Source organism: Gammaproteobacteria bacterium, from assembly GCA_009845905.1.
GTDB lineage: Bacteria > Pseudomonadota > Gammaproteobacteria > Steroidobacterales > Foliamicaceae > Foliamicus.
Window position 1 is genome coordinate 109631 of record VXYS01000004.1, and the last position, 23372, is coordinate 133002.

At 63.8% G+C, this 23372-nt stretch carries 22 protein-coding genes; 6 read left to right on the forward strand and 16 right to left on the reverse strand.

The features are described from left to right. Nucleotides 1-7 precede the first annotated feature (7 nt). The 10 genes from F4036_02020 to F4036_02065 all read right to left on the reverse strand — a co-directional run bounded on the left by F4036_02020 (nt 8) and on the right by F4036_02065 (nt 7741). On the reverse strand, nt 8-1012 hold the full coding sequence (locus F4036_02020; GenBank protein MYK36519.1) for a hypothetical protein: 1005 nt from the start codon (nt 1010-1012) through the stop codon (nt 8-10). Between the two features lie 16 nt (nt 1013-1028). After that, nucleotides 1029-1436: a cytochrome c-type biogenesis protein CcmH gene (locus F4036_02025; protein ID MYK36520.1), complete on the reverse strand. Its 408-nt coding sequence runs from the start codon at nt 1434-1436 to the stop codon at nt 1029-1031. Next, nucleotides 1433-1975 (reverse strand): DsbE family thiol:disulfide interchange protein, encoded by a 543-nt coding sequence (locus tag F4036_02030; GenBank protein ID MYK36521.1) that lies wholly within the window; start codon nt 1973-1975, stop codon nt 1433-1435. The genes F4036_02025 and F4036_02030 overlap by 4 nt, the downstream gene beginning before the upstream one ends. Next, the gene (locus F4036_02035) at nt 1972-3903 is read right to left on the reverse strand and encodes a heme lyase CcmF/NrfE family subunit (GenBank protein ID MYK36522.1); all 1932 of its coding nucleotides are present in this window, start codon (nt 3901-3903) and stop codon (nt 1972-1974) included. Before F4036_02035 ends, F4036_02030 begins: the two co-directional genes overlap by 4 nt. A 21-nt stretch (nt 3904-3924) precedes the next feature. After that, nucleotides 3925-4371 carry a cytochrome c maturation protein CcmE gene (gene ccmE / locus F4036_02040; GenBank protein ID MYK36523.1) on the reverse strand — a complete coding sequence of 149 codons (447 nt, stop codon included), beginning with the start codon at nt 4369-4371 and terminating at the stop codon, nt 3925-3927. Continuing rightward, complete coding sequence (ccmD, locus tag F4036_02045; GenBank protein ID MYK36524.1) at nt 4368-4547, reverse strand: heme exporter protein CcmD; 180 nt, start codon at nt 4545-4547, stop codon at nt 4368-4370. The genes ccmE and ccmD overlap by 4 nt, the downstream gene beginning before the upstream one ends. Beyond that, nucleotides 4544-5293: a heme ABC transporter permease gene (locus tag F4036_02050; protein ID MYK36525.1), complete on the reverse strand. Its 750-nt coding sequence runs from the start codon at nt 5291-5293 to the stop codon at nt 4544-4546. Before F4036_02050 ends, ccmD begins: the two co-directional genes overlap by 4 nt. Before the next feature lie 155 nt (nt 5294-5448). Beyond that, complete coding sequence (ccmB, locus tag F4036_02055) at nt 5449-6282, reverse strand: heme exporter protein CcmB (GenBank protein ID MYK36526.1); 834 nt, start codon at nt 6280-6282, stop codon at nt 5449-5451. Beyond that, on the reverse strand, nt 6111-6725 hold the full coding sequence (gene ccmA, locus F4036_02060) for a heme ABC exporter ATP-binding protein CcmA (GenBank protein ID MYK36527.1): 615 nt from the start codon (nt 6723-6725) through the stop codon (nt 6111-6113). The genes ccmB and ccmA overlap by 172 nt, the downstream gene beginning before the upstream one ends. A gap of 8 nt (nt 6726-6733) precedes the next feature. Continuing rightward, nucleotides 6734-7741: an NAD(P)-dependent alcohol dehydrogenase gene (locus F4036_02065; GenBank protein MYK36528.1), complete on the reverse strand. Its 1008-nt coding sequence runs from the start codon at nt 7739-7741 to the stop codon at nt 6734-6736. 182 nt (nt 7742-7923) lie between these two features. Between F4036_02065 and F4036_02070 the strand changes: the two genes are divergently transcribed. The 4 genes from F4036_02070 to F4036_02085 are packed head-to-tail and all read left to right on the forward strand — an operon-like array spanning nt 7924 to nt 11906. Beyond that, nucleotides 7924-9048 carry a methyltransferase domain-containing protein gene (locus F4036_02070; protein MYK36529.1) on the forward strand — a complete coding sequence of 375 codons (1125 nt, stop codon included), beginning with the start codon at nt 7924-7926 and terminating at the stop codon, nt 9046-9048. Then, entirely contained in the window at nt 9045-9329 is a 285-nt protein-coding gene (locus F4036_02075; GenBank protein ID MYK36530.1) for a hypothetical protein, read from the forward strand. Before F4036_02070 ends, F4036_02075 begins: the two co-directional genes overlap by 4 nt. A 26-nt stretch (nt 9330-9355) precedes the next feature. Then, entirely contained in the window at nt 9356-10234 is an 879-nt protein-coding gene (locus F4036_02080) for a dienelactone hydrolase family protein (protein ID MYK36531.1), read from the forward strand. Beyond that, entirely contained in the window at nt 10122-11906 is a 1785-nt protein-coding gene (locus F4036_02085) for an amidohydrolase family protein (GenBank protein ID MYK36532.1), read from the forward strand. Before F4036_02080 ends, F4036_02085 begins: the two co-directional genes overlap by 113 nt. 137 nt (nt 11907-12043) lie before the next feature. Here the strand turns inward: F4036_02085 and F4036_02090 are convergent, their stop codons facing one another. After that, the gene (locus F4036_02090; GenBank protein MYK36533.1) at nt 12044-12946 is read right to left on the reverse strand and encodes a LysR family transcriptional regulator; all 903 of its coding nucleotides are present in this window, start codon (nt 12944-12946) and stop codon (nt 12044-12046) included. A gap of 258 nt (nt 12947-13204) precedes the next feature. Between F4036_02090 and F4036_02095 the strand changes: the two genes are divergently transcribed. Continuing rightward, nucleotides 13205-16243, forward strand: coding sequence for a TonB-dependent receptor (locus F4036_02095; GenBank protein ID MYK36534.1), 3039 nt, complete (start codon nt 13205-13207; stop codon nt 16241-16243). 66 nt (nt 16244-16309) lie between these two features. Here the strand turns inward: F4036_02095 and ggt are convergent, their stop codons facing one another. Continuing rightward, nucleotides 16310-18076, reverse strand: a complete 1767-nt coding sequence (gene ggt, locus F4036_02100) for a gamma-glutamyltransferase (protein MYK36535.1) — start codon at nt 18074-18076, stop codon at nt 16310-16312. Between the two features lie 171 nt (nt 18077-18247). Here ggt and F4036_02105 point away from each other — a divergent pair, with 171 nt between their 5' ends. Continuing rightward, a complete protein-coding gene (locus F4036_02105; protein MYK36536.1) occupies nt 18248-19243 on the forward strand; it encodes a dihydrodipicolinate reductase in 996 nt (331 codons plus the stop codon). A 34-nt stretch (nt 19244-19277) separates the two neighbouring features. Here F4036_02105 and F4036_02110 read toward each other — a convergent pair whose 3' ends face one another. The 4 genes from F4036_02110 to F4036_02125 are packed head-to-tail and all read right to left on the reverse strand — an operon-like array spanning nt 19278 to nt 23346. Continuing rightward, nucleotides 19278-20456 (reverse strand): pyridoxal phosphate-dependent aminotransferase, encoded by a 1179-nt coding sequence (locus F4036_02110; protein MYK36537.1) that lies wholly within the window; start codon nt 20454-20456, stop codon nt 19278-19280. Nucleotides 20457-20490: 34 nt separating this feature from the next. Beyond that, a complete protein-coding gene (locus F4036_02115; protein MYK36538.1) occupies nt 20491-21807 on the reverse strand; it encodes a TRAP transporter large permease in 1317 nt (438 codons plus the stop codon). Further along, entirely contained in the window at nt 21804-22316 is a 513-nt protein-coding gene (locus F4036_02120) for a TRAP transporter small permease (protein MYK36539.1), read from the reverse strand. Before F4036_02120 ends, F4036_02115 begins: the two co-directional genes overlap by 4 nt. After that, on the reverse strand, nt 22276-23346 hold the full coding sequence (locus F4036_02125; GenBank protein MYK36540.1) for a TRAP transporter substrate-binding protein: 1071 nt from the start codon (nt 23344-23346) through the stop codon (nt 22276-22278). Before F4036_02125 ends, F4036_02120 begins: the two co-directional genes overlap by 41 nt. Nucleotides 23347-23372 lie beyond the last annotated feature (26 nt).

Consider the following 23372-nt stretch of genomic DNA (forward strand, 5'->3'; position numbering starts at 1 on the left):
ACGTTCGCTAGGGCTGATGGAGCAGTTCGAGCTCCAGGGCGCCCTGCCCTGCCTGCCAGGCGGTCTCGGCCTCGTAGTCGCCGGGGCCGGACGTGGTCTGTCCGCTGGCGGATAGCCGGGCGGTAATCGCCAGTTCCGGCTGGTCGGAAATCTTCGCGCCGGGGAGCATCGCGTCGGCGTCGCTCAGCCGGACTTCCAGCGGGAAGCGCGCGCCGTCCACGCGCTTTGCGGCCAGCGGCGGGCCGGCCTGTCCGGGAATGCGCGCCACGATAAACAGGACGGCGCCGGGCGGCGGGGTGGCCGGCGGCCCCAGGGTCAGGCGAAGCTCCACGTTGCCTTCCGCGGCGACGGCTACGCCGGACTCAACGCGCGCTCCCAGGCGATTCAGTTCTCCTTCGACGATCGCCCGCACCTCGGGCGTGACCGGGCCTTCCAGCATCGCCCTCCAGCGCTGCACGGCGATCACGTCCTGGCCGGTTGCGCTGGCCCGCAGGCCGCCGTACCAGAGCCCCTTGGGATTGGCGGGGTCCGCCAGCAGCACCTGTTCGACCATTTGTCCCGCGTCCTCCAGCAGCCGCTGGGGATTGCCGAGGATCAGCGCCTCGGCCTTGCCCATCAGAGCGTCCATGTCCCGGCCCCCGGTCAGATCCAGCACCCGGTCGAAGGCCTGCACCGCGTCGGAATAACGCTCGACCTGGGTGTAGGAAGCTCCCAGCAGCATCCACCCCCTGGGATCGTCCGGCGACGCTTCCAGCCTTGCGCGCAGCGGACCGATCAGTTCCTCGACTCTCGGAGGCGTACCGTCCTCGCCCGTTTCAAGGCCGGCATGGGCCCATTCGTAGTTGCTGGACTGCAGGTAGATCAGCGCGGCCAGGACCGGAATCAGCAGGCACGAGGCGGTCAGTGCCGCGGTGCTTGCGGGCTTGCCGCGGTCGCGCCACAACTGCGGCGCGACGCAGGCCAGCGCCGCCAAGGCCAGGACCACGCAGATTACGACGAAGCCGGCTACCATGTCCTGTGCCCGGGCCCTAGTCCTCTTCGGGTATCGGCATCTTCATGCGGCGCCGGATGACCAGCGCAATGGCGCCCAGCGCCAGGACCACGATCACGCCGGGCCCGATCCAGAGGAGCAGCGTATTGGGCGCAAGCCGGGGGCGGTAGAGGGCGAAGTCGCCATACCGATCGAGCAGGAACTGCTTGACATCGGATTCGCTTGCGCCGCCCTCGACCATGCGGCGCAATTCGCGGCGCATGTCCCTGGCCAGCGGCGCGTCGGAATCGGCCAGGTTCTGGTTCTGGCAGACCATGCAGCGCACTTCCTCCAGCAGCTTGCGGTAGAGGCTCTGCTGTTCGGCGGTCTGCAGCGGCGCCTCCGTATCCACGGCGCTCGCGCTTGCCGCCATCAGCACCAGCAGAACTGCAGCCAGGCTTTTCATTGCGATTGACCCTCAAGGACCGGCAGGAACACGTCCGCGAATACGGCGCCGTCCAGCGGGCCCACATGCCGGTACCGCACGATGCCGTCGGCGTCGATCAGGAAGGTCTCCGGGGCTCCGTAGACGCCCCAGTCGATTCCGGCGCGCCCGTCGGCATCGACGGCGATGGCCCGGTAGGGATTGCCCCTGAGTTGCAGCCACTCCATCGCGTCCTCGTGACCGTCCTTCCAGTTGAGACCGTAGAGCGGCGCGCCGACGCGGCCCAGCGCCATCAGGAACTCGTGCTCGACGATGCAGCCCGAGCACCAACTTGCCCAGACGTTGAGCATCCACGGCCCCTCCTCGACGTCCTGCAGGGAAAACGTGGCGTTGGGCTCCAGAAGCTCCGGCAGCGCGAATTCGGGGGCCGGGCGGCCGACAAGGGGCGACGGCACCAGGCTGGGATCGCGGCCCAGGCTGACGCCAAAGAAATACACCATCACCAACAGCACCGCACACGGCAGCAGCAGGATCCAGCGGATGCGCCGGCGGCCGCTCATGATTCATCCTCTTTCGGCGCAGCCACCCGGTAGCGGCGGTCCGATATCGCCAGCAGTCCGCCCAGGCCCATGATCAGCGCGCCCAGCCAGATGAACCGCACCAGCGGCTTGACCTGCACCCGCACGCTCCAGGCTTCCTCCCCCAGCGGTTCGCCCAGCGCGACGAACAGGTCGTGGCGCCAGCCGGCATCGATTCCGGCCTCGGTCATCGGGCTCTGCTGCACTTCGTACACCCGCTTTTGCGGATACAGCGTGGTCACCGGCCGGCCGTCGCGCGAAACATTGACAACACCCTGCGCGGCCCGGTAATTCGGACCCTGGACGTCCTCAATGCGATCGAGCTGGAATTCGTATCCGGACACTTGAAGGCTTTCGCCGAGCGCCAGCCTGCGGTCGGTTTCCACACCCCAGGCGGAAACCACGACGATGCCCAGCGTGGTTACACCCAGTCCGCAGTGCGCTACCTGCATGCCCCAGGACGAACGACTCGGTTTCGGGCCGCGCCTGAGCAGCCAGGCCACGGGATCGCGAAGAGCCGAGGCAATCACCCATACGGCGATCAGGATTCCGATGGCGGTCAAGACTCCCGCGAAGCCGTATGCAGCGACGGTCAGTACGATTCCCGCGAGAACAGCTACCGCGGCAGGCACCCTGAGCTTGCGTCCCCAGGCAGCCGTATCGGTCGCCTTCCAGGAAGCGTGCATGCCGGCGCCCACGACCAGCAGCAGCGGCAGCATGGGAAGGATGAAAACCAGGTTGAAATACGGCGGGCCCACCGAGATCTTGCCCATGTCCATTGCGTCCAGCGCCAGCGGGTAGAGCGTGCCGAACAGCACCAGCACCGTGGCGGCGCTCAGCAGCACCGTGTTGACCAGCAGCGCGGACTCCCGCGACACCAGCTTGAATCCCGTCTGGGGGTTGGTGGCCGCGTTACGGAGCGCGTACAGCAGCAGCGCGCCACCCATCACGACCGCCAGGAACACCAGGATGAACAGCCCGCGCGCCGGGTCGCTGGCGAAGGCATGCACCGAAACGAGCACGCCGGAGCGGACCAGGAACGTGCCCAGCAGGCTCAAACCGAAGGCGGCGATCGCCAGCAGCAGCGTCGTGTTGCCGAAAAGCCCGCGGCGCTCCGTGACGGCCAGCGTGTGGATCAGCGCGGTGCCCGCCAGCCAGGGCATGAACGAGGCGTTCTCCACCGGGTCCCAGAACCACCATCCGCCCCAGCCCAGCTCGTAGTAGGCCCACCAGCTCCCCAGTGCGATCCCCACCGTCAGGAACATCCAGGCCGCGGTGGTCCACGGGCGGGTCCAGCGCGCCCAGCGCCGGTCCAATCGCCCGCTCAGCAGTGCCGCGATCGCGAAGGCGAAGGGCACGGCCATCCCCACGTAGCCCATGTAGAGCAATGGCGGGTGAATCGCCATGGCCGGGTCCTGCAGCAGCGGGTTGAGGTCGGCGCCGTCCGCTGCCGCCGGAAAGAGCCGCAGGAAAGGGTTGGAGGTGAGCAGGATGAACAGCAAAAAGCCGATGCTCACCAGCCCCAGCACGCCGAGGACCCGAGCCCTGAGCACCTGCGGGAGCGTGCGGCTGGCCAGCGCCACGGCCGCCGTCCAACTGCTCAGAATAAGTTGCCAGAGAACCAGCGAACCTTCGTGCGCGCCCCAGATGGCCGCGAAACGGTACATGGCCGGCAGCTTCAGGTTCGAGTGCTGGGCCACGTACTGGACGCTGAAGTCATGGCGGAAGAAGCTCACCGCCAGCATGGCGAACGCCAGCGCGACAAACGCGAGCATCCCCAGGGCGCAGGGCCGGGCCACGTCCATCCAGCGGACGTTGCCCGTATGCGCCCCCGCCAGCGGGAACACCGCCAGCGCGACCGCCAGACACAAAGCAAGCGCCAGGCTGATCTGGCCGATTTCAGGAACCATTACTTCTTGTGCCTGGAGGCGTCAGCGGAGGGAAGCATCCGGGGGGTGGCCCCGTTCTTCCAGCATTTCCGCGACTTCCGGCGGCATGTAGTTCTCGTCGTGGCGGGCCAGGACCTCGTCGGCCTCGAACAGCCCGTCCGCGCTAACCCAGCCGTGGGCGACGACGCCCTGCCCCTCACGGAACAGGTCCGGCAGGACGCCGGCGTAGGCCACGGTAATCGTGCGATCCAGGTCGGTCACGTCGAAACGCACTTCCAGCGAACCGGGCGTGCGCCGCACGCTGCCCTGTTCGACCAGCCCGCCGACCCGCAGGCGCCGCCCTTCCGGCGCCTCGCCCGCGGCAATCTGCGTGGGCGTGTAGAAATACAGCATGTTCTGCTCGAAGGCGGTCAGCACCAGCGCCGTCGCCGCCACCAGGCAGACAAGCCCGCCGGTCATCGCGACCATCCGGCGCCGGCGCGGCGTCATGCGCGCAGCTCCCAGGCGCCCTCTTCCGGCGCAACGTTCAGGTGCCGGATACGCCGGTGCACGCCGCGCAGGCGCCGTCGGGCGGTCAGCAGCAATCCCGCCAGGATCGCAAACGACAGCCCCACACAGGGCCAGACGAACGCAGCGTAGCCGCCCATGGCCAGAAAATCGCTCATGCGCCCACCGCCACCACGTCGCGCACCCAGCGGGCGCCGCGCTCGCGCAGCAGCACTTCCGCCCGTGCCCGGGTCAGCGTGACCGCAAGGGAAAACAGCACCGCTCCCACTATCATGACCAGCAGGGGCCAAAGCATATCCCAGGTGATCGCCGGCGCCGCCAGGCGAGAAATGGTCGGCCCCTGGTGCAGGCTGCTCCACCATTCCACCGAGAACTTGATGATCGGCAGGTTCACAACGCCCACCACCGCGAGAATGCCGGCCGCGCGGTCGGCGGTCGAACGCTCTTCCAGCGAGGCGTGCAGCAGCATGTAGCCCAGGTAGAGGAAGAACATCACCAGCACCGAGGTCAGCCGGGCGTCGCCCCAGCTCCAGTAAGCGCCCCACATGGGCTTGCCCCAGAGCATGCCGGTGGCCAGCGCCAGACCGGTAAATGCCAGGCCCACCGGCGCCGTGGCCGCCGAGATGGCGTAGGCGAGCTTCATCCGCCACACCAGCCCGATCGCCGAGCCGATGGCCATCAGCGCATAGAGCTGCATCGCGAGGTAGGCGGCCGGCACGTGGAAATAGATGATGCGGTAGGCATCGCCCTGCTGGTAGTCCGGCGGCGCGAGAAGCAAGCCGCCGAAAGCTCCGACCGCGATGGCCGCAAGGCCGGACCAAAGCATCCAGGGCTCGATACGCCCCGCGATCCGGTAGAAATGGGGCGGCGAAGCCAGCTTGTGCAGCCAATTGGGAAGTCGCATCTTGGGCAGCCGGACGGGGTGAGTATCGGGCGAAGTTCAGCCCCTTATTTTAGCCTGTAGCCTGGGCGAGATGGCGTCCCGCACCCCACACCGGGAGTGAGGGATGACCCTCGCGGCTTCCCGGCTTCGGAGAGGGTGGGACGCCCTCCCTCCATTTAATTTACAGTGGCGCGCAGAGCAGCGCCCGCGGCCCACGGTAAAAGACCCACGGCCACCAGCAGGAACGCTCCGAGCATCATCAGCGGCGCGCTTGCCGGCAGACCGTCAACCGCCAGCTCCGTCCCGCGCACGCCGAACAGCAAGACCGGCAATGCCAGCGGCAGGACCAGCAGCGCCAGCAAACCCACGCCGCGGCGCAGTCCCGCCGTCAGGGCGGCAGCCACGGTCGCCAGCAGGATCAGCGCCGGCGTCCCCAGCGCCAGCGTCGCCGGGAGGACCAGCAGCGCCGTTCCTTCCATTCCGTAGCTGGCCGCCAGCAGCGGCGACAGAACCACAAGCGGCAGCCCGAACACGCACCAGTTGGCGACGGCCTTGGCCAACGCCAGCCAGGCCGGATCGACCGTACTCAGGAGCATCAGGTCCAGTGTCCCGTCGTCCCGGTCCGGCTGAAACAACAACGGCATGGCCAGTAGCATCGAGAGAAAGGCCACCACCCAGATCACACCCGCGCCCCACTGCGCAAGCAGCTCCGGCTCCAGTCCCGCGACGATTGAAAAAAGGGAAGTGGAGATAAGGAAAAATGCAACATTAATAATGATATGTATCCATTTCTTGAAGTAGATCAAGAATTCATGCTGCAGAACAGTCAGCCAGATGCTCATCTGCCGACCCCAAGAAGCAATTGCGCGACCGGGCCCGGGAAATCCCAATCCAGACGATGCCCCGCCAACACCGCACAACCACCACCGCCGAGATGCGAGCCGAGCTCGTGCTGCAACCACTCCCTGCCCTTCGCATCCAGGTTGGCATCCGGCTCGTCCAGCAACCATAGTGGCGGCCCGGCACCGATCAGACCGGCCAGCGCCAACCGCCGGCGCTGGCCATACGACAGTTGCGAGGCAGTCCGCTCCTCCAGACCGCTCAGGCCCGCCTTCTCAAGCAGTTCGTCCTCCCGCCCCGACGATCCCGCAAGCCGCAGCGTAAAGGCCAGGTTGCGGCGCACGCTCAATTCCGGCTTGACTCCGTCCTTGTGGCCCAGCCACCCCAGGCTGCGCAGATAGCGCACAGGATCGCTCCTGAACCCGACGCCGTTCAGCTCGACGGTCCCCGATTCCAGCGGCAGCAGGCCCGCCAGGGCGCGCAACAACGAGGTCTTGCCCGAACCGTTCGGTCCCTTCAGCAGCAATAGCGCACCAGGCGCGAGACTGAAGGACAGTTCGTGGAAAAGGCGCCGTTCCCCGCGCCAGAGAGTCAGCCCCTGCGCCGCAAGCATCGCGGTTTTTAACTGATTCTCACAAGCAGCTTGCCGAAATGCTCGCCTCGGGTGATCGACCCGATGGCCTCCGGGCCTTCCGGCAGGGAATACTCGCGATCGATCACGGCGGAAATGCCGTGCTCGACCAGGTGAGCGCTCAATGCCCGGTGGTCGTCGCGAGCGCCGACCGTAATCCCATGAATTCCGGCGCATTTTCCGATCAGGCCCATCGCGTTCAACTCGGCGCTGACGCCGCCCAACGCGCCCAGGACCCCGATCGAGCCGCCCAACCCAAGGGCCTGCAGCGATTGCCCCAGCGTGCCCATGCCGCCGGTCTCCACCACCACGTCTACGCCGCCTCCGGCGCGTTGGAAGGCTTCCGCCCCCCACTCGGGCGTCTGCCTGTAGTTGATCGTTTCATCCGCGCCCAATTCCCTGGCGCGCTCCAGCTTCTCGTCGCTGGAGGAAGTGATGACCGCGGTCGCTCCGAAGGCCTTCGCGATCTGCAGTGCAAAGATGGATACCCCGCCGGTGCCCAGCAGCAAAACCTTCGAGTCCGGCCCCACCGGACCGCCGCAATGCAGCGCAGTCCAGGCGGTCACGCCCGCGCAGGCCAGCGACGCCGCCGTTTCGATGCTCATTTCGTCGGGCACGGGCAGCAATGCCGATTCCGGAAACACGCCCAATTCGGTGAGCGCCCCCGGCGCCTCGCATCCGCTGGTGCGGGTACGAACGCCGGGTCGCACCGGCTGCGACTCCCAGTCCTGCCAGAACACCGTCATGACGCGGTCCCCCGGCTGAAAATCCGTGACGTCGGAGCCGACCGATTCGACCTCCCCTGCCCCGTCGGACAACGGAATCAGCGGGTATTCCTTCCCGCCGCCGTAGATGCCGGCGCAGATCATGAAGTCCCGGTAGTTGATCGCCGCTGCCTGCATACGCACACGCACCTCGCCCGGCCCGGGCTCCGGCGCCGCGGCCGAAACGACCTCCAGGTTCTCCAGGCCGGACGCCGTCAACTGCACGCACTTCATAGTTTTCTCCTTCGCAAAGTCCCAAACGAATCGCTGCTGAAGGGCGGATTTTGCCCTATTCCCGTCAAAAAGGGATTTCCATGGACTGACCGTGCCGTCTTGCCGCCGGCACTAGCCAACAGCGCCGATTCTGTATAGCCTTAGGGCACAGGGGATACACGCATTGACCGGGGACCGCGAACATGCAGAAACCGACACTGAAGGACGTTTACCGCCCCACCCATGACGAGGGGGCCAGGCACGCATTCGTAGGCGCATTGAAAGGTTACCTGAACGGCCCGCTGGAAGCGCGCCTTGCGGGTCACTACGAGGAAAACCTCAAACACGCATATGTCGAGGCACGCGGGCGCGAACCGGAGAACCGCACCGAGGGTACCGAAGCGTTTCGCGAGGACCACCTGTACCAGCTTTGGGGCAGCTCGGTGTACACGTCCCAGAATTTGATGTGGGAGACGGTGGGCGAAACCTGCGATCGGCTGTTGCCGGAATTTGAGGCGCGGCGGCAGACACTGGCGACACAGGGACCGCAAGGCCGTCTCGAACTGGACGAAGGTTTCGTTCCCCCGGATCCCATCCGTCGCGTGGAGATTCATCGCCAGCCGGGCGGCTATTTCGGGCAAGCGGACGATACCAGCCTGCGCCTGGGCATGGATTACATGGGCACGGGCGAACTCTATCGCGCCGCCAAGGGCCTGTCGGAAGGCGACGAGGTCGGCGACCCGGGGATGGGCAAATTCCTCCTTGGCGCGCTAGGGCGCCGGTTTCCCGATGTCGATCCCGGTTCCGTGCTCGACATGGGTTGCGGCGTCGGCGTCCACACGATTGCCTACAAGCAGGCTTTTCCGACTGCGGACGTGTGGGGCGTGGATCTGTCCGCGCCTTTTCTGCGGTTCGCGCACGTCTGGGCCGAAGACAAGGGACTGGCGATCAACTACAGGCAGGCCTGCGCAAGCGAGACCGGTTTCGCCGACGGCCGGTTCGACCTGATCGTCTCGCACATCATGTTCCACGAAACCTGGCACGATGTGCTGTCCGGCATCATGGCCGAGGCCCATCGCCTGCTGGCGCCCGGCGGGATCTTCCTGAATGCCGATGTGCCCTATCAGCCCCAACGTTTGACGATGACCAAGCAGGTCACCAACCACTGGCAGGTCGTCAACAACGGCGAACCGTTCTGGACCGGCTTTGCCGATACCGATGTCCGCCAGGCCGTGATCGACGGCGGCTTCGACCCGCGGCATGTCTTTGCCGAATACGACCCGCTGGGTTCGGGCCATTACTTCATATTCGGCGGGGTCAAGGCGTGACGACAACCCCCGGCGCCGATGCCGCGCGGCCCCACAAGCTGCCGCGGCCGCGCCAGATCCAGGAACTGAACCCCGATCAGCTGGTAGCGGTCATCTGGCGGCTGGCGATGGAAATCTGCGTGCTGCGCGACCGGCTCGGCACGCACGAGGCCCTGCTTGCCGATCAAAACGTGCTGTCGCGCGAGGACATCGAATCCTATTCGCCTTCGCAGGGCGAAACGGCCGCCCGTCTCAAGGCCCGCACCGAATTGATCGAGAACATCATCAACGACCTGAGCTAGCCCGAAACGGCCACGAGGAGGAAGTCATGTGCGATGACCGGACATACAGGGAATCCCGCAAGTATCTGAATAACAGGAACGAGCTGAGCCGGCGCAGGTTCAACGCGCTTTCGGCCGGGGCCGGGCTGGCGATGCTGCTGCCACGGGCAGCCGACGCGCAGGAGGTCACCGAGCAGGACGTCGAAGTCACCACGCCCGACGGCGTCGCGGACTGCTATTTCGTACATCCCGCGTCCGGACGCCATCCCGGCGTCCTGGTGTGGCCGGACATCCTGGGCCTGCGCCCGGCGTTCAGGCAGATGGGCCGGCGGCTCGCCGAGTCGGGCTACTCGGTCCTCGTGGTCAATCCCTTCTACCGCTCGGCGCGGGCGCCGGTCGTGCCCGAAGGAGCGACCTTTCAGGACGAGTCGGTCAGGAACACGGTATTTCCGCTCTATCAACAGCTCAGCGCCGAAACCCATATCACCGACGCGCGGGCCTTTGTCGATTTCCTCGACGCCCAGGCGGCCGTCGATCCGGACCGCAGGATGGGCACGACCGGTTACTGCATGGGCGGCCCGATGACGATGCGCACAGCCTGGGCGCGCTCCGACCGTATCGGCGCCGGCGCCTCCTTCCACGGCGGCGGGCTCGTGACCGACAGCCCGGACAGCCCGCACCTGCTCGTTGGCGAAATGAACGCGCACTACCTGTTCGCCGTCGCCGAGAACGACGACGAAAGCGATCCCGAAGCGAAGAACGTGTTGCGCGAAACCTTCGCGGCCGCCGGACTACCCGCTGAGATCGAGGTCTATGAGGGGGCGCTGCACGGCTGGTGCCCGCCGGACTCTTCGGTCTATAACGAAGCGCAGGCCGAACGGGCCTGGAGTCGCCTGCTCGTCCTGTTCGAAACCGCGCTCGCCTGACGCGACCCCGGTCCCGGCGGGACGCCGGGCGAAAAGAGGAAGAGCAGATGCCTTTCAGGGAGACAAGCGCGCGGTGAACACGGATTCAATCCGCTTGCCTCTGATCCTGCTTTCCGGTCTGCTGACCCTCGGCGGTTGCGGAGAATCCACGAACGCACCGAGCGGCGCGCCCGGCTTCGACATTCTGCTCCTCAACGGATCGGTTTATCGAGGCGGCGCAGGAGGAGCCTTCGAGTCGGTCGATGTCGGCATTCGCAACGGCGAAATCGCCTACATCGGGAATGCTCACGAAGACGGGGTCGATGCCCGGCGGCGCCTCGATGCAACGGGTCTCATCGTGGCGCCGGGATTCATCGATCCGCACACACATGCGCTCACCGAGCTACGCAGTGCGGCGGCAAACAGCAATCTGAACTACCTGATGCAAGGCGTTACGACGGTTTTCACGGGTAACGACGGTGAAGGCCCCGCCTCGCTCGAGGAGACGATCGAGCATCTGAACTCCAACGGCATCGGTACCAATGCGGCCCTGTACGTCGGCCACGGCAGCCTCCGAAACAGCGTGATGGCGGGTGCATACCGGGCGCCAACCGCAGAGGAGCTCGCGCAAATGAAGAGCCTCGTCGCCAAGGCCATGGAAAGCGGTGCGCTGGGCCTGTCGACCGGACTCTACTACGTGCCGGGCTACTTCGCCGACACGGAGGAAGTCATCGCGCTTGCACGGGTGGCCGCCGAGTACGGCGGCATCTACGACACTCACGTCCGCGACGAGAGCACCTACAACATTGGATTGATTGCCGCAATCGACGAGGCGCTTCGCATCGGGCGCGAAGCGCGGATTCCCGTCAACATCGCGCACATCAAGGCTCTCGGCGTCGACGTCTGGGGCGAAAGCGCCAGGGTCATCGAAAGGATGGAGCAGGCGCGAAAAGCCGGGCAACGGGTCACGGCGGACCAGTATCCATGGTCGGCGTCAGGCACTCATCTGCGCAACACGCTGCTCCCCCGAGCCGTTCTGGCCGGCGCCGGAACGGATTACTTCGAACGACTTCGGGACCCCCGGATCCTGGCGAAAATCCGCCCGGAGATGCAGGAGAACCTGCGCCGCCGAGGGGGTCCGGATTCGTTATTGATCGTCGCGGCGGACAACCCGGATATCGTCGGCAAGACGCTGGCCGATATAGCGGGCGAACGCGGCGAGGACCCGATCGACACGGCCGTGGACATCATGACCGAAGGATCCACGCGAGTCGCGTCTTTCAACATGCATGCCGATGACATCAGGGCCTTCATGCAACAGAAATGGGTCATGACCTCGTCCGACGGGACGGACGGCCATCCGCGTAAGTACGCAAGTTTTCCGAAGAAGTACAGGGATTACGTGCTCGAAGAACAACTCATCTCGCTGGAGGATTTTCTTTATCGCAGCTCGGGACTGGCCGCGGAAACGTTCGGCCTCGCCGGGCGGGGACGGATCGAGATCGGATACGTGGCCGACGTGGTCGCGTTCGATCCGGAAACGTTTGCGCCGGTGGCGACGTTTGCGGCCTGGAACAGGCTGTCGGAAGGGCTCGTCTACTCCATCGTCAACGGTCAGCTCGTCGTCGATAAAGGAAGTTACACGGGCATCCTTCCCGGAATCGTCTTGCGGAAGAGAAACGACCGCAGCTAGTGTGCCGTTCGTGCTTCCTCGCCTTTTGTGCTCCCTCGCCCTTTGTTCGTCCCTCTCCTCGTTGGAGACGCCATCCTGGCTCGATTCTCGCTGTCCATGCTCCAACGCTCCCACGAGGAGAGGGACGAACAAAGGGCTCAGCTGTCGCCTCGACCCAGGAACTCTCGCGTTCTGATCTGCAGGTGTTCGACGAACTGACGGGCCATCATGGACAGCGGCCGGAAATCCGCATGGATGACCGAAATCGGAAACTGAATCGTGGGGGCCAGACGCCAGATCTTGACATCATCATGGCCCGCCGACAATGCCGTGATCTCGTCAACGATGGTAATCCCGGTCCCATCGGCCACCAGCGATTTGGCGACATGGTAGGTATCGCAGGTCACGATAGTCTTGAATTCCGTGCTGCGGTCTTCCAGCCGCCTGGTCAGCACCTGCCCGAGAGGGCTCCTGCCGCTGAGCTTGATGAACGGAAGATTACCCAGGTCCCGGATGTTCACGACCGCCTTGTCGGATATTTTCAAATGCACCGGCGCCAGCACCACGAACTCGGCAGTAGCGATTTCGTCGATGCCCAGGCCCGGTTTCGACGGCGGATCGAATGCCAGGCCGATATCGATGCGCTGTTCCTCGAGAGCCAGCGCCATCTCCTCGTAGTGAAGCGTTTCAATTCCGAACGCCGTCTTGCCGTGGGCAAGGAGAAAAGACGAAACTGTGGATGGCAGCAACTGGAGGCCGAATGCCGGCGTGGCGGCGACGCGAATCCGGGATTCGTCGGACGACTGTAGATTTCGCGCCAGGCGTCGAAGCTGCTCCATATTCTGGTACACGGTCGAGACGCTCTTGAACAGCCGATGCGCTTCGGGCGTGGGTATCAATGCGCCCCGAACGCGCTCGAACAGCGCATATCCCAGAACCTGTTCCGCGTGCGCCAGCACTTTGCTGACGGATGGCTGCGTGACATTGAGGACCCTGGCAGCGGCCGTTATGGAACCGCTTGAGTAGACGGCGTGAAACACTTCGGCGTGGCGCAATCTCATGGCAACCCGATGCTGAGCGTGGATTCCCCGAGGTTATACACGGCCTCATCGGCATCTGCAAATGAGGGACACTTCGTCTTGACCGGCAAACTCATCCCTAAAAAGCAGTAGTTTCAGACATTACCCCCGGTTATATCCTGACGCTCGATTGGAATTTGCCAACCCCATGCCTCGGGTTGATACTTGAGTGGCGCGATTCCGCATCAAATGAGCCCGAATGCGTAATCGTTCCAACGCTGGAAACGCAGGGGAATACCGATGTTGTTTTTGTTATCGAAACACTCCAGGAAAGCAGTCCGTCTCATCGAAGTGCTGCTGACGTTCGGCCTTACGGCACTGGCGGTCCAAACGGCCAATGCGCAGGAGGAGGAAGCCACGGACACGGCCCTCGAGGAGATCGTTGTCACCGGGACGCACATCGAGGGCGCCGATGTGGGAGGGCTGTTGCCGGTAACGGTGATGGACTTCGAAGACATTCGGGCAACCGGCGCCGAGATTGGCGATGAGCTCCTAAGGGCTATCCCGCAGTTCGGCTCAATCGGCATGACGCATGTCCGGGGCGGCATCACGGGCGTCAACGCGGCCCGGGGAGATGTCGCATCGTTCAATCTGAGAAGCCTGGGCGAAGGCAATACGCTGGTTCTGATTAACGGCAGGCGGATGGTACTGCACCCCATTACGCAGACCAGTACGGCTTTCGGCGTGCCCGTTGCGTCGCCAAACGCCAACACCCTGCCGATCGCCGGTCTCAACCGGGTGGAAGTGCTTCGCGACGGCGCGAGTTCGCTGTACGGAGCTGACGCCGTTGCGGGCGTTGTCAACTACGTCCTTGACGACACGTTCGACGGCTCGGAGGTTTCGATTCGCTATGGCGCCGAGAACGGCACCGGCCGGGACGATCTGTCGATAAACGGTGCGATCGGCTTCGAACTGGGCGGCGGCAACACGCACCTGTTGCTTTCCGGAAGCTACATGACCAGCACCGGCGTACTCGCCTCGGAGAAATCGTATTCAATGACGCAGGACAATCGATCGCGAGCGCCGGAAGAGTTCAGATCGGACACGAGCCTCGACGGGCGTTCCAGCCTGGAGCCCCATTCTCTCGTGAGTTTCACGGGCCTGGGCTCGTTCCACGTACGTCCTGCGAACATGGTGAGGGACAACGGCGGCATGCTCGGAGTAGCCGATTGCGGTGGCCGGGGACTTGCCGGCGCGGACCTCGTTTATAACGACGGCGTGCAGGACTTGTGCCTGGACTCGAGCGGCCAGGACCGCGCCCTGCGTCCCAACCGCAATGAAGTCAAGTCGCTGACGCCGGATGTCGATCGAATCAATCTTTATGCCCGCCTCAGCCATGATCTGGACAACGGTTGGGAACTCTACGGCGAAGGGGCCTACTACTATTCGGAAGTCAATCGCGTCTGGGAGCAGGCCGCGATCCTGAGCAATGGGCGGTTCTTCGTGCCGGCGGACTACTACTGGAACCCGTTCGGCCCGGTGACGTTCGCCGACGGCCGTCCGAACCCGAACCGGCTGCCCGGCCTGGACACGTCCATCGTCCCGGCGGAGGGCCTTGGCTTTCGGCTCACCGGTCATCGGCCGGTCGATCTGGGGCCCAGACGTGTTGAGGTCGAGAGCTCCAGCTATCGAATGTTGGCGGGTCTGCAGGGCAACCTGGGAGACTGGGATATCGATACCGCCGTCTGGCACAGCGAGGCGCGCGTGGACGACACCGCCAGCAATCGCATAAGCACGCCGCTTTTTCAGGCGCAGATGATGCTGGACACCCCGGCCGCCTACAACATTTTTACCGGCGTCAATCCGAACGATACGACCAGCACCATCGACTCCACCCCGAACCCGCAGTCCAGTATCGATCCTTTCCTGGTCAGCGCATCACGGGACGTCACTACTACGCTAACGGCCGTCGACTTTCGGGCTTCGAGGCCGGACCTGTTTTCGTTGCCGGCCGGTGAGGTTGGTATCGCGGTGGGCGCCGAATTCCGGAGCGAGGACCTAGACGAGGACAACAGTTCGATCTTCGACGGCTCCATGCCCTACATCGATCCGCTGAATCCGAGCCTCGGGCCCGGTCAGGTGACCAATCTCAGCAGCCTCGAGGGCAGCAGCGTCCGGCCGGACGTTGCCGCGGACCGGGATGTTTCGTCCTTGTACGCGGAACTCCTGATTCCACTTGTGGCGAACAGTGAAGGAGTGCCGATCGTTGAAGCCCAGGTCGCTGCCCGCTTCGAGGACTTCAGCGACGTCGGCAACATAACCCGCCCGAAGATCGCACTTTCGTGGTTTCCCAGCGGGTGGCTGCGGTTGCGGGGCTCCTACTCGGAGGGCTTCCGGGCGCCGAATCTGATTCAGCTGAACTCGCCGGGAACGTCCATCACGACCTCGATACAGGATTTTGCCGAGGGCATACTGCTCGGCACCGGCGACCTGAACAGCGGCCCGGCCAACGGCAACTACATTCTGGAAACCTCGGGCAACGCGGCGCTGAGGCCGGAGGAAAGCGAGCAGACGAGTATCGGTATCGTGTTGACGCCCACGGACGGCCTTACAGTTACGCTGGACTGGTGGGAGATCGAATCGACCGGCGCCGTGGGCGTGTTCACCGACGAGAACGAGTCGCGCCTCGACGCGGTGCTGCGCGCCGAAGGCAGCTCAAATCCCGCCGTGTTTCGCGACGTGCCGGATGCGGACAATCCGCTCGGCGAAATCCTGAGGGTCGTGCGTCGCTATGAGAACCTCAACACAAGAAAGGTGAACGGCTACGATGTCCAGGTCATCTATGCGCTGGAATCGCCCGTCGGCGCCTTTGACTTCCGGCTGAACTGGGCCGAACTCAAGGACTTTGACCAGGAAGCCGGCGGAAACGCGGCGCGACTGGTGGAAGCAGGGGCAAACCCGAGCGTGCTCGGAGCGACTGTCGGGTCTCTGATCCGGCGGGAGTTCTTCCCGGAGCGGCGGGCCACCTTCAGCGCGCGTTGGGGCAGCAACAACTCACTCTGGGAAGTCGGCGCATTCGCTTCCTACGTAAGCGACGTGTTCGAACCGTCGGTAACGAATTCGAATGGCGACTTCATGACGGTCGAGTCGATGACCGTCGTTAATGTTCACGCGGCGCGTTACGACCTGCTTGGTGCGGGAAGCGCGATCCGTCTCGGAATCACCAATGTTTTCGACGAGGATCCCCCGCTTGCATCGGAGTCGTTTGGATTCGAAGGCGAATTGCACACCAACCGCGCGCAATATGTCTACCTGAGTTTCAGCAGGCGGTTTCAGTAACACCCGCCGGCATTGGCAGCCGAAAACCCGGAAGGCGCAATGATGCCTTCCGGATTTTCTTTTGGCTCATTCGGTTCCCAATGTAAGCGCGTTCGGGCGACGGGGGTCGGATGCTCCGAAAAGGTAGTGAGTTCCCACTTGAATGGACTGGGTGCTTCCCATGTTGAAGGACTGTTCAATAGTGTGCCCTCGCGATTCGAGAAGTGCGAGCGTATCGAGATTGAACCCGGGTTCGACCTCCAGGATATCGGGAATCCACTGATGGTGAATTCGACGCTGATTGGTGGCTTCGGCAATGTTCATCCCGAAGTCGATGACGTTCACGATCATCTGAATGACGGCCGTGATGATGCGGCTCCCATCGGGGCTCCCCACGACGAGAAACACCTTGCCGTCCTTCATTACGATGGTCGGTGACTGTGAACTGACCGGCCGCTTGCCCTCCTCTACCCTGTTCGCCTGGCTGGCGATGAAACCTTCGGCGCCTTCGATGCCGGCCCTGACGGAAAACGTATGAATCTGGTTGTTCAGGAGAATGCCGGTGTCCGATATCGTCAGCCCCGCACCAAAGGAGGACGACAGGGTGTAGGTGTTCGACACCGCCGTACCGTTCGCGTCAACGATCGAATAGTGTGTTGTCGAACTGCCTTCGTCGAAAGGCGCCAGCCCACCGTTGATCACCGCCGATGGCGTGGCGCGGTCCAGGCGAATGTGCGAGGCCCTCTCAGCCGCGTAGCCCTTGTCCGTCAGCTCGCTCACCGGCACGTCGAAAAAGGCGGGGTCCGCCATGTAGTTGCCACGGTCCGCAAACGTCAATCGCATGGCTTCGGCCAGGACATGCACGGACTGCGCCGAGTAGCCCCAGCCCTGCAGCGGAAAATTCTCCAGAATGTTGAGCGCTTCCACGATGGCGATGCCTCCCGAGCTTGGGGGCGGCATCGAGACGATTTCGTAGCCGCGATAGTTGCCTCGTATCGGGCGACGGATGATTGCTTCGTATTCCTCCAGGTCGCGCCGGTCGATATGGCCCCCGAAACGTTCCATGTCCGAGACGATTTGCTCGGCGACTTCACCGCGATAGAACACGTCCGGTCCCTTCTCGGCGATCAGACGCAGCGTGCGGGCTAGCGCCGGCCGCCGCATGACGTCACCGGCCGCGTACGGCTCGCCTCCGGCCTGGTACAGCGAGTCTGCCGTCGCCTGGTTTTGCGTCAGCCACTCCTTCTTGGACGCAAGCAACTCCGCCAGATCGTGATTGACGGTAAAACCCTCCTCGGCAAGACGGATGGCGGGGGCCAGCAAGTCACTCCAGGCCAGCGAGCCTCCCTGTTGCCAGGCTTTGTGCAGACCGGCGACCGTGCCGGGGACGCCGACGGCAGGCCAGTCGAATCGGGAGCTGTCCAGCTTTTCGCCCTGCTCGTCGAGGAAATCGCCGGCTGTGACCCCGGAGGGCGCCGTCTCCCGGTAATCAACGGTGTAGGATTCGTTGGTCGCGGCATCGTGCACGACCATGAAGCCACCGCCGCCGATGTTGCCCGCGCGGGGAAGCGTGACGGCCAGGGCGAAGCCCACAGCCACCGCCGCGTCAATGGCGTTGCCCTCACGGTTGAGGATATCGATACCGACCCGCGTGGCGAAGTCGCTTTGCGTCGAGACCATCGCGCTCGAAGATACGACCGGCAGAAACACGTCGTTGTATCGAACGATGTACGCATCCCTGGCGATGTTGTAGGGGCCTTCCTTGTCCTCGGCCAATGCGAAGTCTTGTGCGAAAAGCGCGAGAGCGGCCAGCGAAACAAGCCGTGCCCGGGTGAGACAAAATCCGGTTCTCATCAGATACTCCGTGCGTAAGGTCGGTCGGTTGCAACACGCATGCGACATGGAATTCTACGAGTCGCCGGCGCCGGCCAATACCGCCGTCTATATGCGGGCGAACATTTGGAATTGGCTAACCATAACGCTAACAGGCATTCTTACGTTCTCAATGCCAATGGAGCTCACACCATGATTGAACGCATCAAAGCCGTGCAGCTGGGCTGTGGGCCGATCGGCCGCAGCATCGCAAGGCTGGCGGCATCGAGATCCAGCATTGAAATCGTCGGCGCTGTGGATCCGGCCTTTTCAGGTCACGACATCGGTGAGATTGTTGAAGATCGAAAACTGAATGGAATGAAAATCTCCAATGATGCGCGCAGCACGATTGAGCAGACAAACCCCGACATCGTGTTGCACGCTACGGGTTCGTCGCTGGAACAGGTGATGCCTCAATTCGAGCAGATACTGGATTTCGGCGTGGACATCGTCTCCACCTGCGAGGAGATGTCATACCCTTTTTTCCATCACCCGAAACTGTCACGGAAGCTCGACGACCTTGCGATGCGGCACGACGCGACGGTGCTCGCCAACGGAGTGAACCCCGGATTTCTCATGGATGTCTGGCCGGTCTTCATGACCGGCATCCTGCAGGACGTCGAATCGGTGGTCTGCATCCGGGTGCAGGACGCAGCGCATCGTCGCCTGCCGTTCCAGAAGAAGATCGGCGCGGGGCTCAGCGTCGGCGAATTTCAGCAACGCGTCGCCGACGGGCACATTCGGCACGTAGGGCTGCCTGAATCGGTGGCCATGATCGCAGCCGGTCTCGGTTTGCATCTGGACGATGTAGTCGAGACCATAGAGCCGGTCGTGGCCGATCATGAAGTGAGCAGCAAGGACTTGTCGGTTGCGGCGGGACAGGTGGCGGGCGTGAGGCAGGTAGCGAACGGCCTTATCGCCGGCGCCGAAATTATTCGTCTCGAATTCAACGCATACATTGGCGCGGAAGGGCCTCATGACGCTGTGTACATCAAGGGACTGCCGGACCTGGATGTCGTCATAAAGGGCGGCGTGCACGGCGATCTGGCCACCGCGTCGGCCGTAGTGAACGTCGTTCCCCGCGCCATCAGTGCGCCGCCCGGCCTGAAGACAATGATCGACATCCCGCCTGTTGCGGCATTCCGGTAACGCGTAACGGCGCGCTCGCCTGACGCGAGCGCTACTACAGGCTTGAAACGAACCGGGCGATACGATCCATGCCCTGGTCGATACGGGGTTGATCGAGCGCGAATGAAATCCTGACGAATCCCTTCCCGGCGGCGCCGAAACTCGTTCCGTCGATCAGTGCAACGCCCGCTTCCTCCAGGAGGCGGTCCTGAAAGGCGCGCCCCGACAAGCCCGTTTTCGTGATGTTCGGAAAAACGTAGAACGCGCCGCCCGGCGTCCGGCACGAGAACGGGGAAAGCGCGTTCAGCCGGTTGACCAGTCGTGTCCGGCGCGACGCAAATTCCGACACCATTGCGGACACGCTGTCCTGGGGCCCCTCCAGCGCCGCAAGACCGCCCATTTGAGCGGCCGTATTCACGCAGGAATGACAGTTGATGGCCAGCCGCGTGACCTTGTCCATGAGTTGCCGTGGCCATACCGAGTACCCCAGCCGCCATCCCGTCATAGCGTAGGTCTTGCTCCAGCCGTTCAGCACGATCAGCCGGTCGCGAATCCCGGGGTAGTCGAGAAGGCTCGGAGGGCGGCGTTCGCCAAAGTAGATCCGGTCATAGATCTCGTCGGACAGAATCGCGACCTGGGGGTGATCCAGCAGTCCTTCGACCAGGCGATCCATGTCCTGCCTGGCCGTTACCCCGCCGGTTGGGTTGGCCGGTGAGTTCAGGATGATGAGTCGCGTGCGCTCCGTGACCTGCGGCAGAACCGAATCCGGATCGAGAGAAAAACCGCGCGATTCTTCCAGCCGATACGGCACCGCCGTGGCTCCGGAAAAATCAATCATCGAGCGATAGATCGGAAACCCGGGGTCCGGAAAAAGGATTTCCGACCCGGACTCGCCGAACAGGAGCATCGCAAAGAACATGACCGGTTTGGCGCCGGGCGTGACGAAGACCCGGTCGGGCGCGACGTCGACGCCAAGCCGCCCGTGTAGATCGGCCGCAACCGCTTCCCGAAGTACGGGCAGACCCGGCGGATCGGTATAGCCATGATCGCCGTCCCGCAGCGCCTTGCGCGCGGCCTCGATCGCCGTCGCCGGCGGTTTGGCGTCAGGCTGTCCGATTCCCAGGTTGATGACGTCGCGACCCTCTGCCGCCAGCCGGTTCGCACGCATGAGCACGTCGAATGCGCTTTCCGTGCCCAGGCGGTTCACCCGCGCGGCCAGCGTCGGTTCGTTCATGGCGCCGGTTTCCCCGGTGCGACGCAAGCAAGCACTACAACAGCCCCGGCAACCACAGGGAGAGGGCGGGAATGGAGACAATGAGCGCGAGGACGACGAGTCCGCTCAAAAGGCATGGGACGACGCCTCTGAACGATTCGCCGAGCGGGGTATCGCGGTCGAGCGAGTTGATCACGTAGACGTTCAGGCCGATAGGTGGAGTAATCAGGCCGATCTCGACCGCGAACAGGGCCAGAACTCCGAACCAGATCGCAATCTGCTCCTCCGTATAGCCCAGGTCGAGCCCGACCAGCAGCGGGAAAAAGACCGGTACCGTCAACAGGATCATGGCCAGACTGTCCATCACGCAGCCAAGCACCAGGTAGACCAGCAGGATGCCGACCAGTATCAGTATCGGCGACAGTCCGGACCCCGTCAGCGCGTCAGCCAGCTCGGTCGTGACCTGTGAGAGCGCCAGAAAACTGTTCAGTATTTGCGCGGATATCAGGATGAGGAAGATCATCGCGGTGGTCTTCGCCGTCTCGAGCAGACAGGACGTGAAGGCCGCCCAACTCAGCCGGCCCGACGCGATCGCGACCAGGCCGGTAGCCGCGGCGCCGATGGCGGCGCCCTCCGTCGGGGTGAACAGGCCGAAATAGATGCCGCCGACGACCGACATGAAGATGACCGTTACCGGCCACACCATGCCCAGGCTGCGGATGCGTTGGCGTATCGGCAGCGCCTGGACCACGGGACCGGCCTCGGGCTTGAACCGCACATAGGCGGCGATCGCAATCGTGTATCCAAGCGTCGCGATGAGTCCCGGCACCACCGCGGCAAGAAACAGCTTGCCGATCGACTGCTCGGTGATGACGGCGTATATCACCAGGATCACCGACGGAGGTATCAGGATGCCGAGCGTTCCGCCGGCCGCCAGGGAGCCGGTGGCCAGACCGCCGGAATAGTTGTGGCGCTTCATCTCGGGCAGGGCCACGGAGGCCATCGTCGCGCCGGTGGCGATCGAGGAACCGCAGACGGAGCCGAAGGCGGCGCTCCCGAAGATGGTCGAGATAGCCAGCCCTCCCGGGTAATGGCCCGTCCAGGCGCGCGCCGAGTCGAACAAGCGGCGGCCGAGTCCCGCGCGGGTCGCGAACTGGCCCATCAGCAGGAACAGCGGCAGAACCGACAGCGTATAGCTGGATACGCGACCGAAAGGCACGGTGTTGAGCAGATTGAGGAATGCCGGCCAGCCCGCGAGCGAGGCGAAACCGAAGCCGCCGGTCACGAACATGGCTATCGCGACCGGCATCCTCAGCGCGATCAGCAGCAGGCAGACGCCGAACATCAGGGCGCCGAACTCGACGCTGGTCATCGTGCTGAAGACTTCAGGTGGCGAAAGAGCAGCAGAACGCAGACCATCGTCAGCAGTCCGGCCCCTGGCAGGGACGAGAAATAGGCCCAGTGGACCGGAATGCCCAAAAACACGGTCGTCTCGCCGTCGTCGAGCTTGTGCGTCGCACCGACGAACAGGCGCCAGGTGATCAGGCCCGCAACGATCGCGAACGTGACGTTGTGCACCGCGTCCAGCGCCGACTTGAAACGTGGAGGCATTCTCCCGGTAAACAACTCGACGACGATATTGGCGTTGGCGATGTGGCAGTACGGGAAAAAGGCGAACACAGCAATCCCGATGGCGAGTTCGGTGATTTCATAGTCGCCGGGGACGGGAGCATTGAACAGATAGCGCCCGAGGACGCTGACCACCGTCATCCCCATCACCCCGACCAGCAGCAGGCCTCCCGCCAGCGCGAGGGCCCGCGCCAGCCGCCCAACCCGGCCGTCAGGGCTCATTGCCGTATTTCGCCACAAGGCGCCTGGCATCCGCGAGCATGGCGTCGCCGTCGTGTCCCATGGCGCCCACTCTATCCAACCAGGCTTCGATCACCGGCATGGTGGCCGTTCTCCAACGCTCGCGCTCCGATTCCGAGAGCGGAAACAGCGCATTGCCGCGTTGCACGGCGAAATTGCGGCCCGGTTCCTCATCGTCCTGCCACAGCCGGCCCAGCCGTTTGGCAAGCGCCATTCCGGTGGACCCGTCGATCGCGTTCCTGATGTCCTCCGGCAAGCCCAGGTAGCGGGCCTTGTTCATCGCCATCACGAACAGCACACAAGCCAGGGAAGCCTCGGTATGGTTTCGAGTCACCTCCTGGAGGCGGAAGGGCTGCATGATGGACCAGGCTACCCATACGCCGCCCACAACTCCGCGCGACAGCGCCTCATAGACGTCCGAAACCGGCATGCCGACCGGAACGGCGCCCAGCGCCTCGATCGTGGCAGCGCTGGCGTGCGAAGGTACTCGAATCTTCACACCTGAAAGATCCTCGAGCCTGCGGACCGGCCGATTGGTGGTGTGGATGTGGGCGGGTGCGGTGGTATGAAACACCAGGGGAACGGTGTCCGGATATTCATCCTGCATCCATTTGCGATAGAACTCCATCATGGCCTGGCTGGTCGCTTCCGCACCGCTGCATACGAACGGCAGTTCGAACACCTCCGTCAATGGAAATCGTCCCGGCGAGTAGCCCGGCGAGGTCCAGACGATGTCCACCACGCCGTCGCGTGCCTGTCCATAGAGGTCCGATAACTTGCCGCCCAACTGCATCGCGGGAAAGACCTGGACCCGCACCTTCCCGCCGGAGCGCTCCTCGAGTTCCCTGGCCCATGGAACGAGAAACGAACGCACGGAAAGGGCATTGGGAGAATTGAAGGTATGCAGCCGAAGCGTGATCGGTTCGGCGTCCGCGGTATTCAGAAGCGCGCAGAGTATTGCGGCGGCGGCTGAACCGATCGACCAGCGGCTCAGCCAGCGTTCGCGACGGAAAACTGTTTGCGGAGGTTGTGCGTTTGCCATTGAATGTAACTGGCCAATGCGTGTGC

Excerpts from the sequence above, each read along its gene's own strand:
- F4036_02020 (MYK36519.1), bottom strand. The coding sequence starts at position 1,012 with ATGGTAGCCGGCTTCGTCGTAATCTGCGTGGTCCTGGCCTTGGCGGCG.
- F4036_02025 (MYK36520.1), bottom strand. The coding sequence starts at position 1,436 with ATGAAAAGCCTGGCTGCAGTTCTGCTGGTGCTGATGGCGGCAAGCGCG.
- F4036_02030 (MYK36521.1), bottom strand. The coding sequence starts at position 1,975 with ATGAGCGGCCGCCGGCGCATCCGCTGGATCCTGCTGCTGCCGTGTGCG.
- F4036_02035 (MYK36522.1), bottom strand. The coding sequence starts at position 3,903 with ATGGTTCCTGAAATCGGCCAGATCAGCCTGGCGCTTGCTTTGTGTCTG.
- ccmE (MYK36523.1), bottom strand. The coding sequence starts at position 4,371 with ATGACGCCGCGCCGGCGCCGGATGGTCGCGATGACCGGCGGGCTTGTC.
- ccmD (MYK36524.1), bottom strand. The coding sequence starts at position 4,547 with ATGAGCGATTTTCTGGCCATGGGCGGCTACGCTGCGTTCGTCTGGCCC.
- F4036_02050 (MYK36525.1), bottom strand. The coding sequence starts at position 5,293 with ATGCGACTTCCCAATTGGCTGCACAAGCTGGCTTCGCCGCCCCATTTC.
- ccmB (MYK36526.1), bottom strand. The coding sequence starts at position 6,282 with ATGGTTGCTGGACGAGCCGGATGCCAACCTGGATGCGAAGGGCAGGGA.
- ccmA (MYK36527.1), bottom strand. The coding sequence starts at position 6,725 with ATGCTTGCGGCGCAGGGGCTGACTCTCTGGCGCGGGGAACGGCGCCTT.
- F4036_02065 (MYK36528.1), bottom strand. The coding sequence starts at position 7,741 with ATGAAGTGCGTGCAGTTGACGGCGTCCGGCCTGGAGAACCTGGAGGTC.
- F4036_02070 (MYK36529.1), top strand. The coding sequence starts at position 7,924 with ATGCAGAAACCGACACTGAAGGACGTTTACCGCCCCACCCATGACGAG.
- F4036_02080 (MYK36531.1), top strand. The coding sequence starts at position 9,356 with ATGTGCGATGACCGGACATACAGGGAATCCCGCAAGTATCTGAATAAC.
- F4036_02085 (MYK36532.1), top strand. The coding sequence starts at position 10,122 with ATGAGGGGGCGCTGCACGGCTGGTGCCCGCCGGACTCTTCGGTCTATA.
- F4036_02090 (MYK36533.1), bottom strand. The coding sequence starts at position 12,946 with ATGAGATTGCGCCACGCCGAAGTGTTTCACGCCGTCTACTCAAGCGGT.
- F4036_02095 (MYK36534.1), top strand. The coding sequence starts at position 13,205 with ATGTTGTTTTTGTTATCGAAACACTCCAGGAAAGCAGTCCGTCTCATC.
- ggt (MYK36535.1), bottom strand. The coding sequence starts at position 18,076 with ATGAGAACCGGATTTTGTCTCACCCGGGCACGGCTTGTTTCGCTGGCC.
- F4036_02105 (MYK36536.1), top strand. The coding sequence starts at position 18,248 with ATGATTGAACGCATCAAAGCCGTGCAGCTGGGCTGTGGGCCGATCGGC.
- F4036_02110 (MYK36537.1), bottom strand. The coding sequence starts at position 20,456 with ATGAACGAACCGACGCTGGCCGCGCGGGTGAACCGCCTGGGCACGGAA.
- F4036_02115 (MYK36538.1), bottom strand. The coding sequence starts at position 21,807 with ATGACCAGCGTCGAGTTCGGCGCCCTGATGTTCGGCGTCTGCCTGCTG.
- F4036_02120 (MYK36539.1), bottom strand. The coding sequence starts at position 22,316 with ATGCCAGGCGCCTTGTGGCGAAATACGGCAATGAGCCCTGACGGCCGG.
- F4036_02125 (MYK36540.1), bottom strand. The coding sequence starts at position 23,346 with ATGGCAAACGCACAACCTCCGCAAACAGTTTTCCGTCGCGAACGCTGG.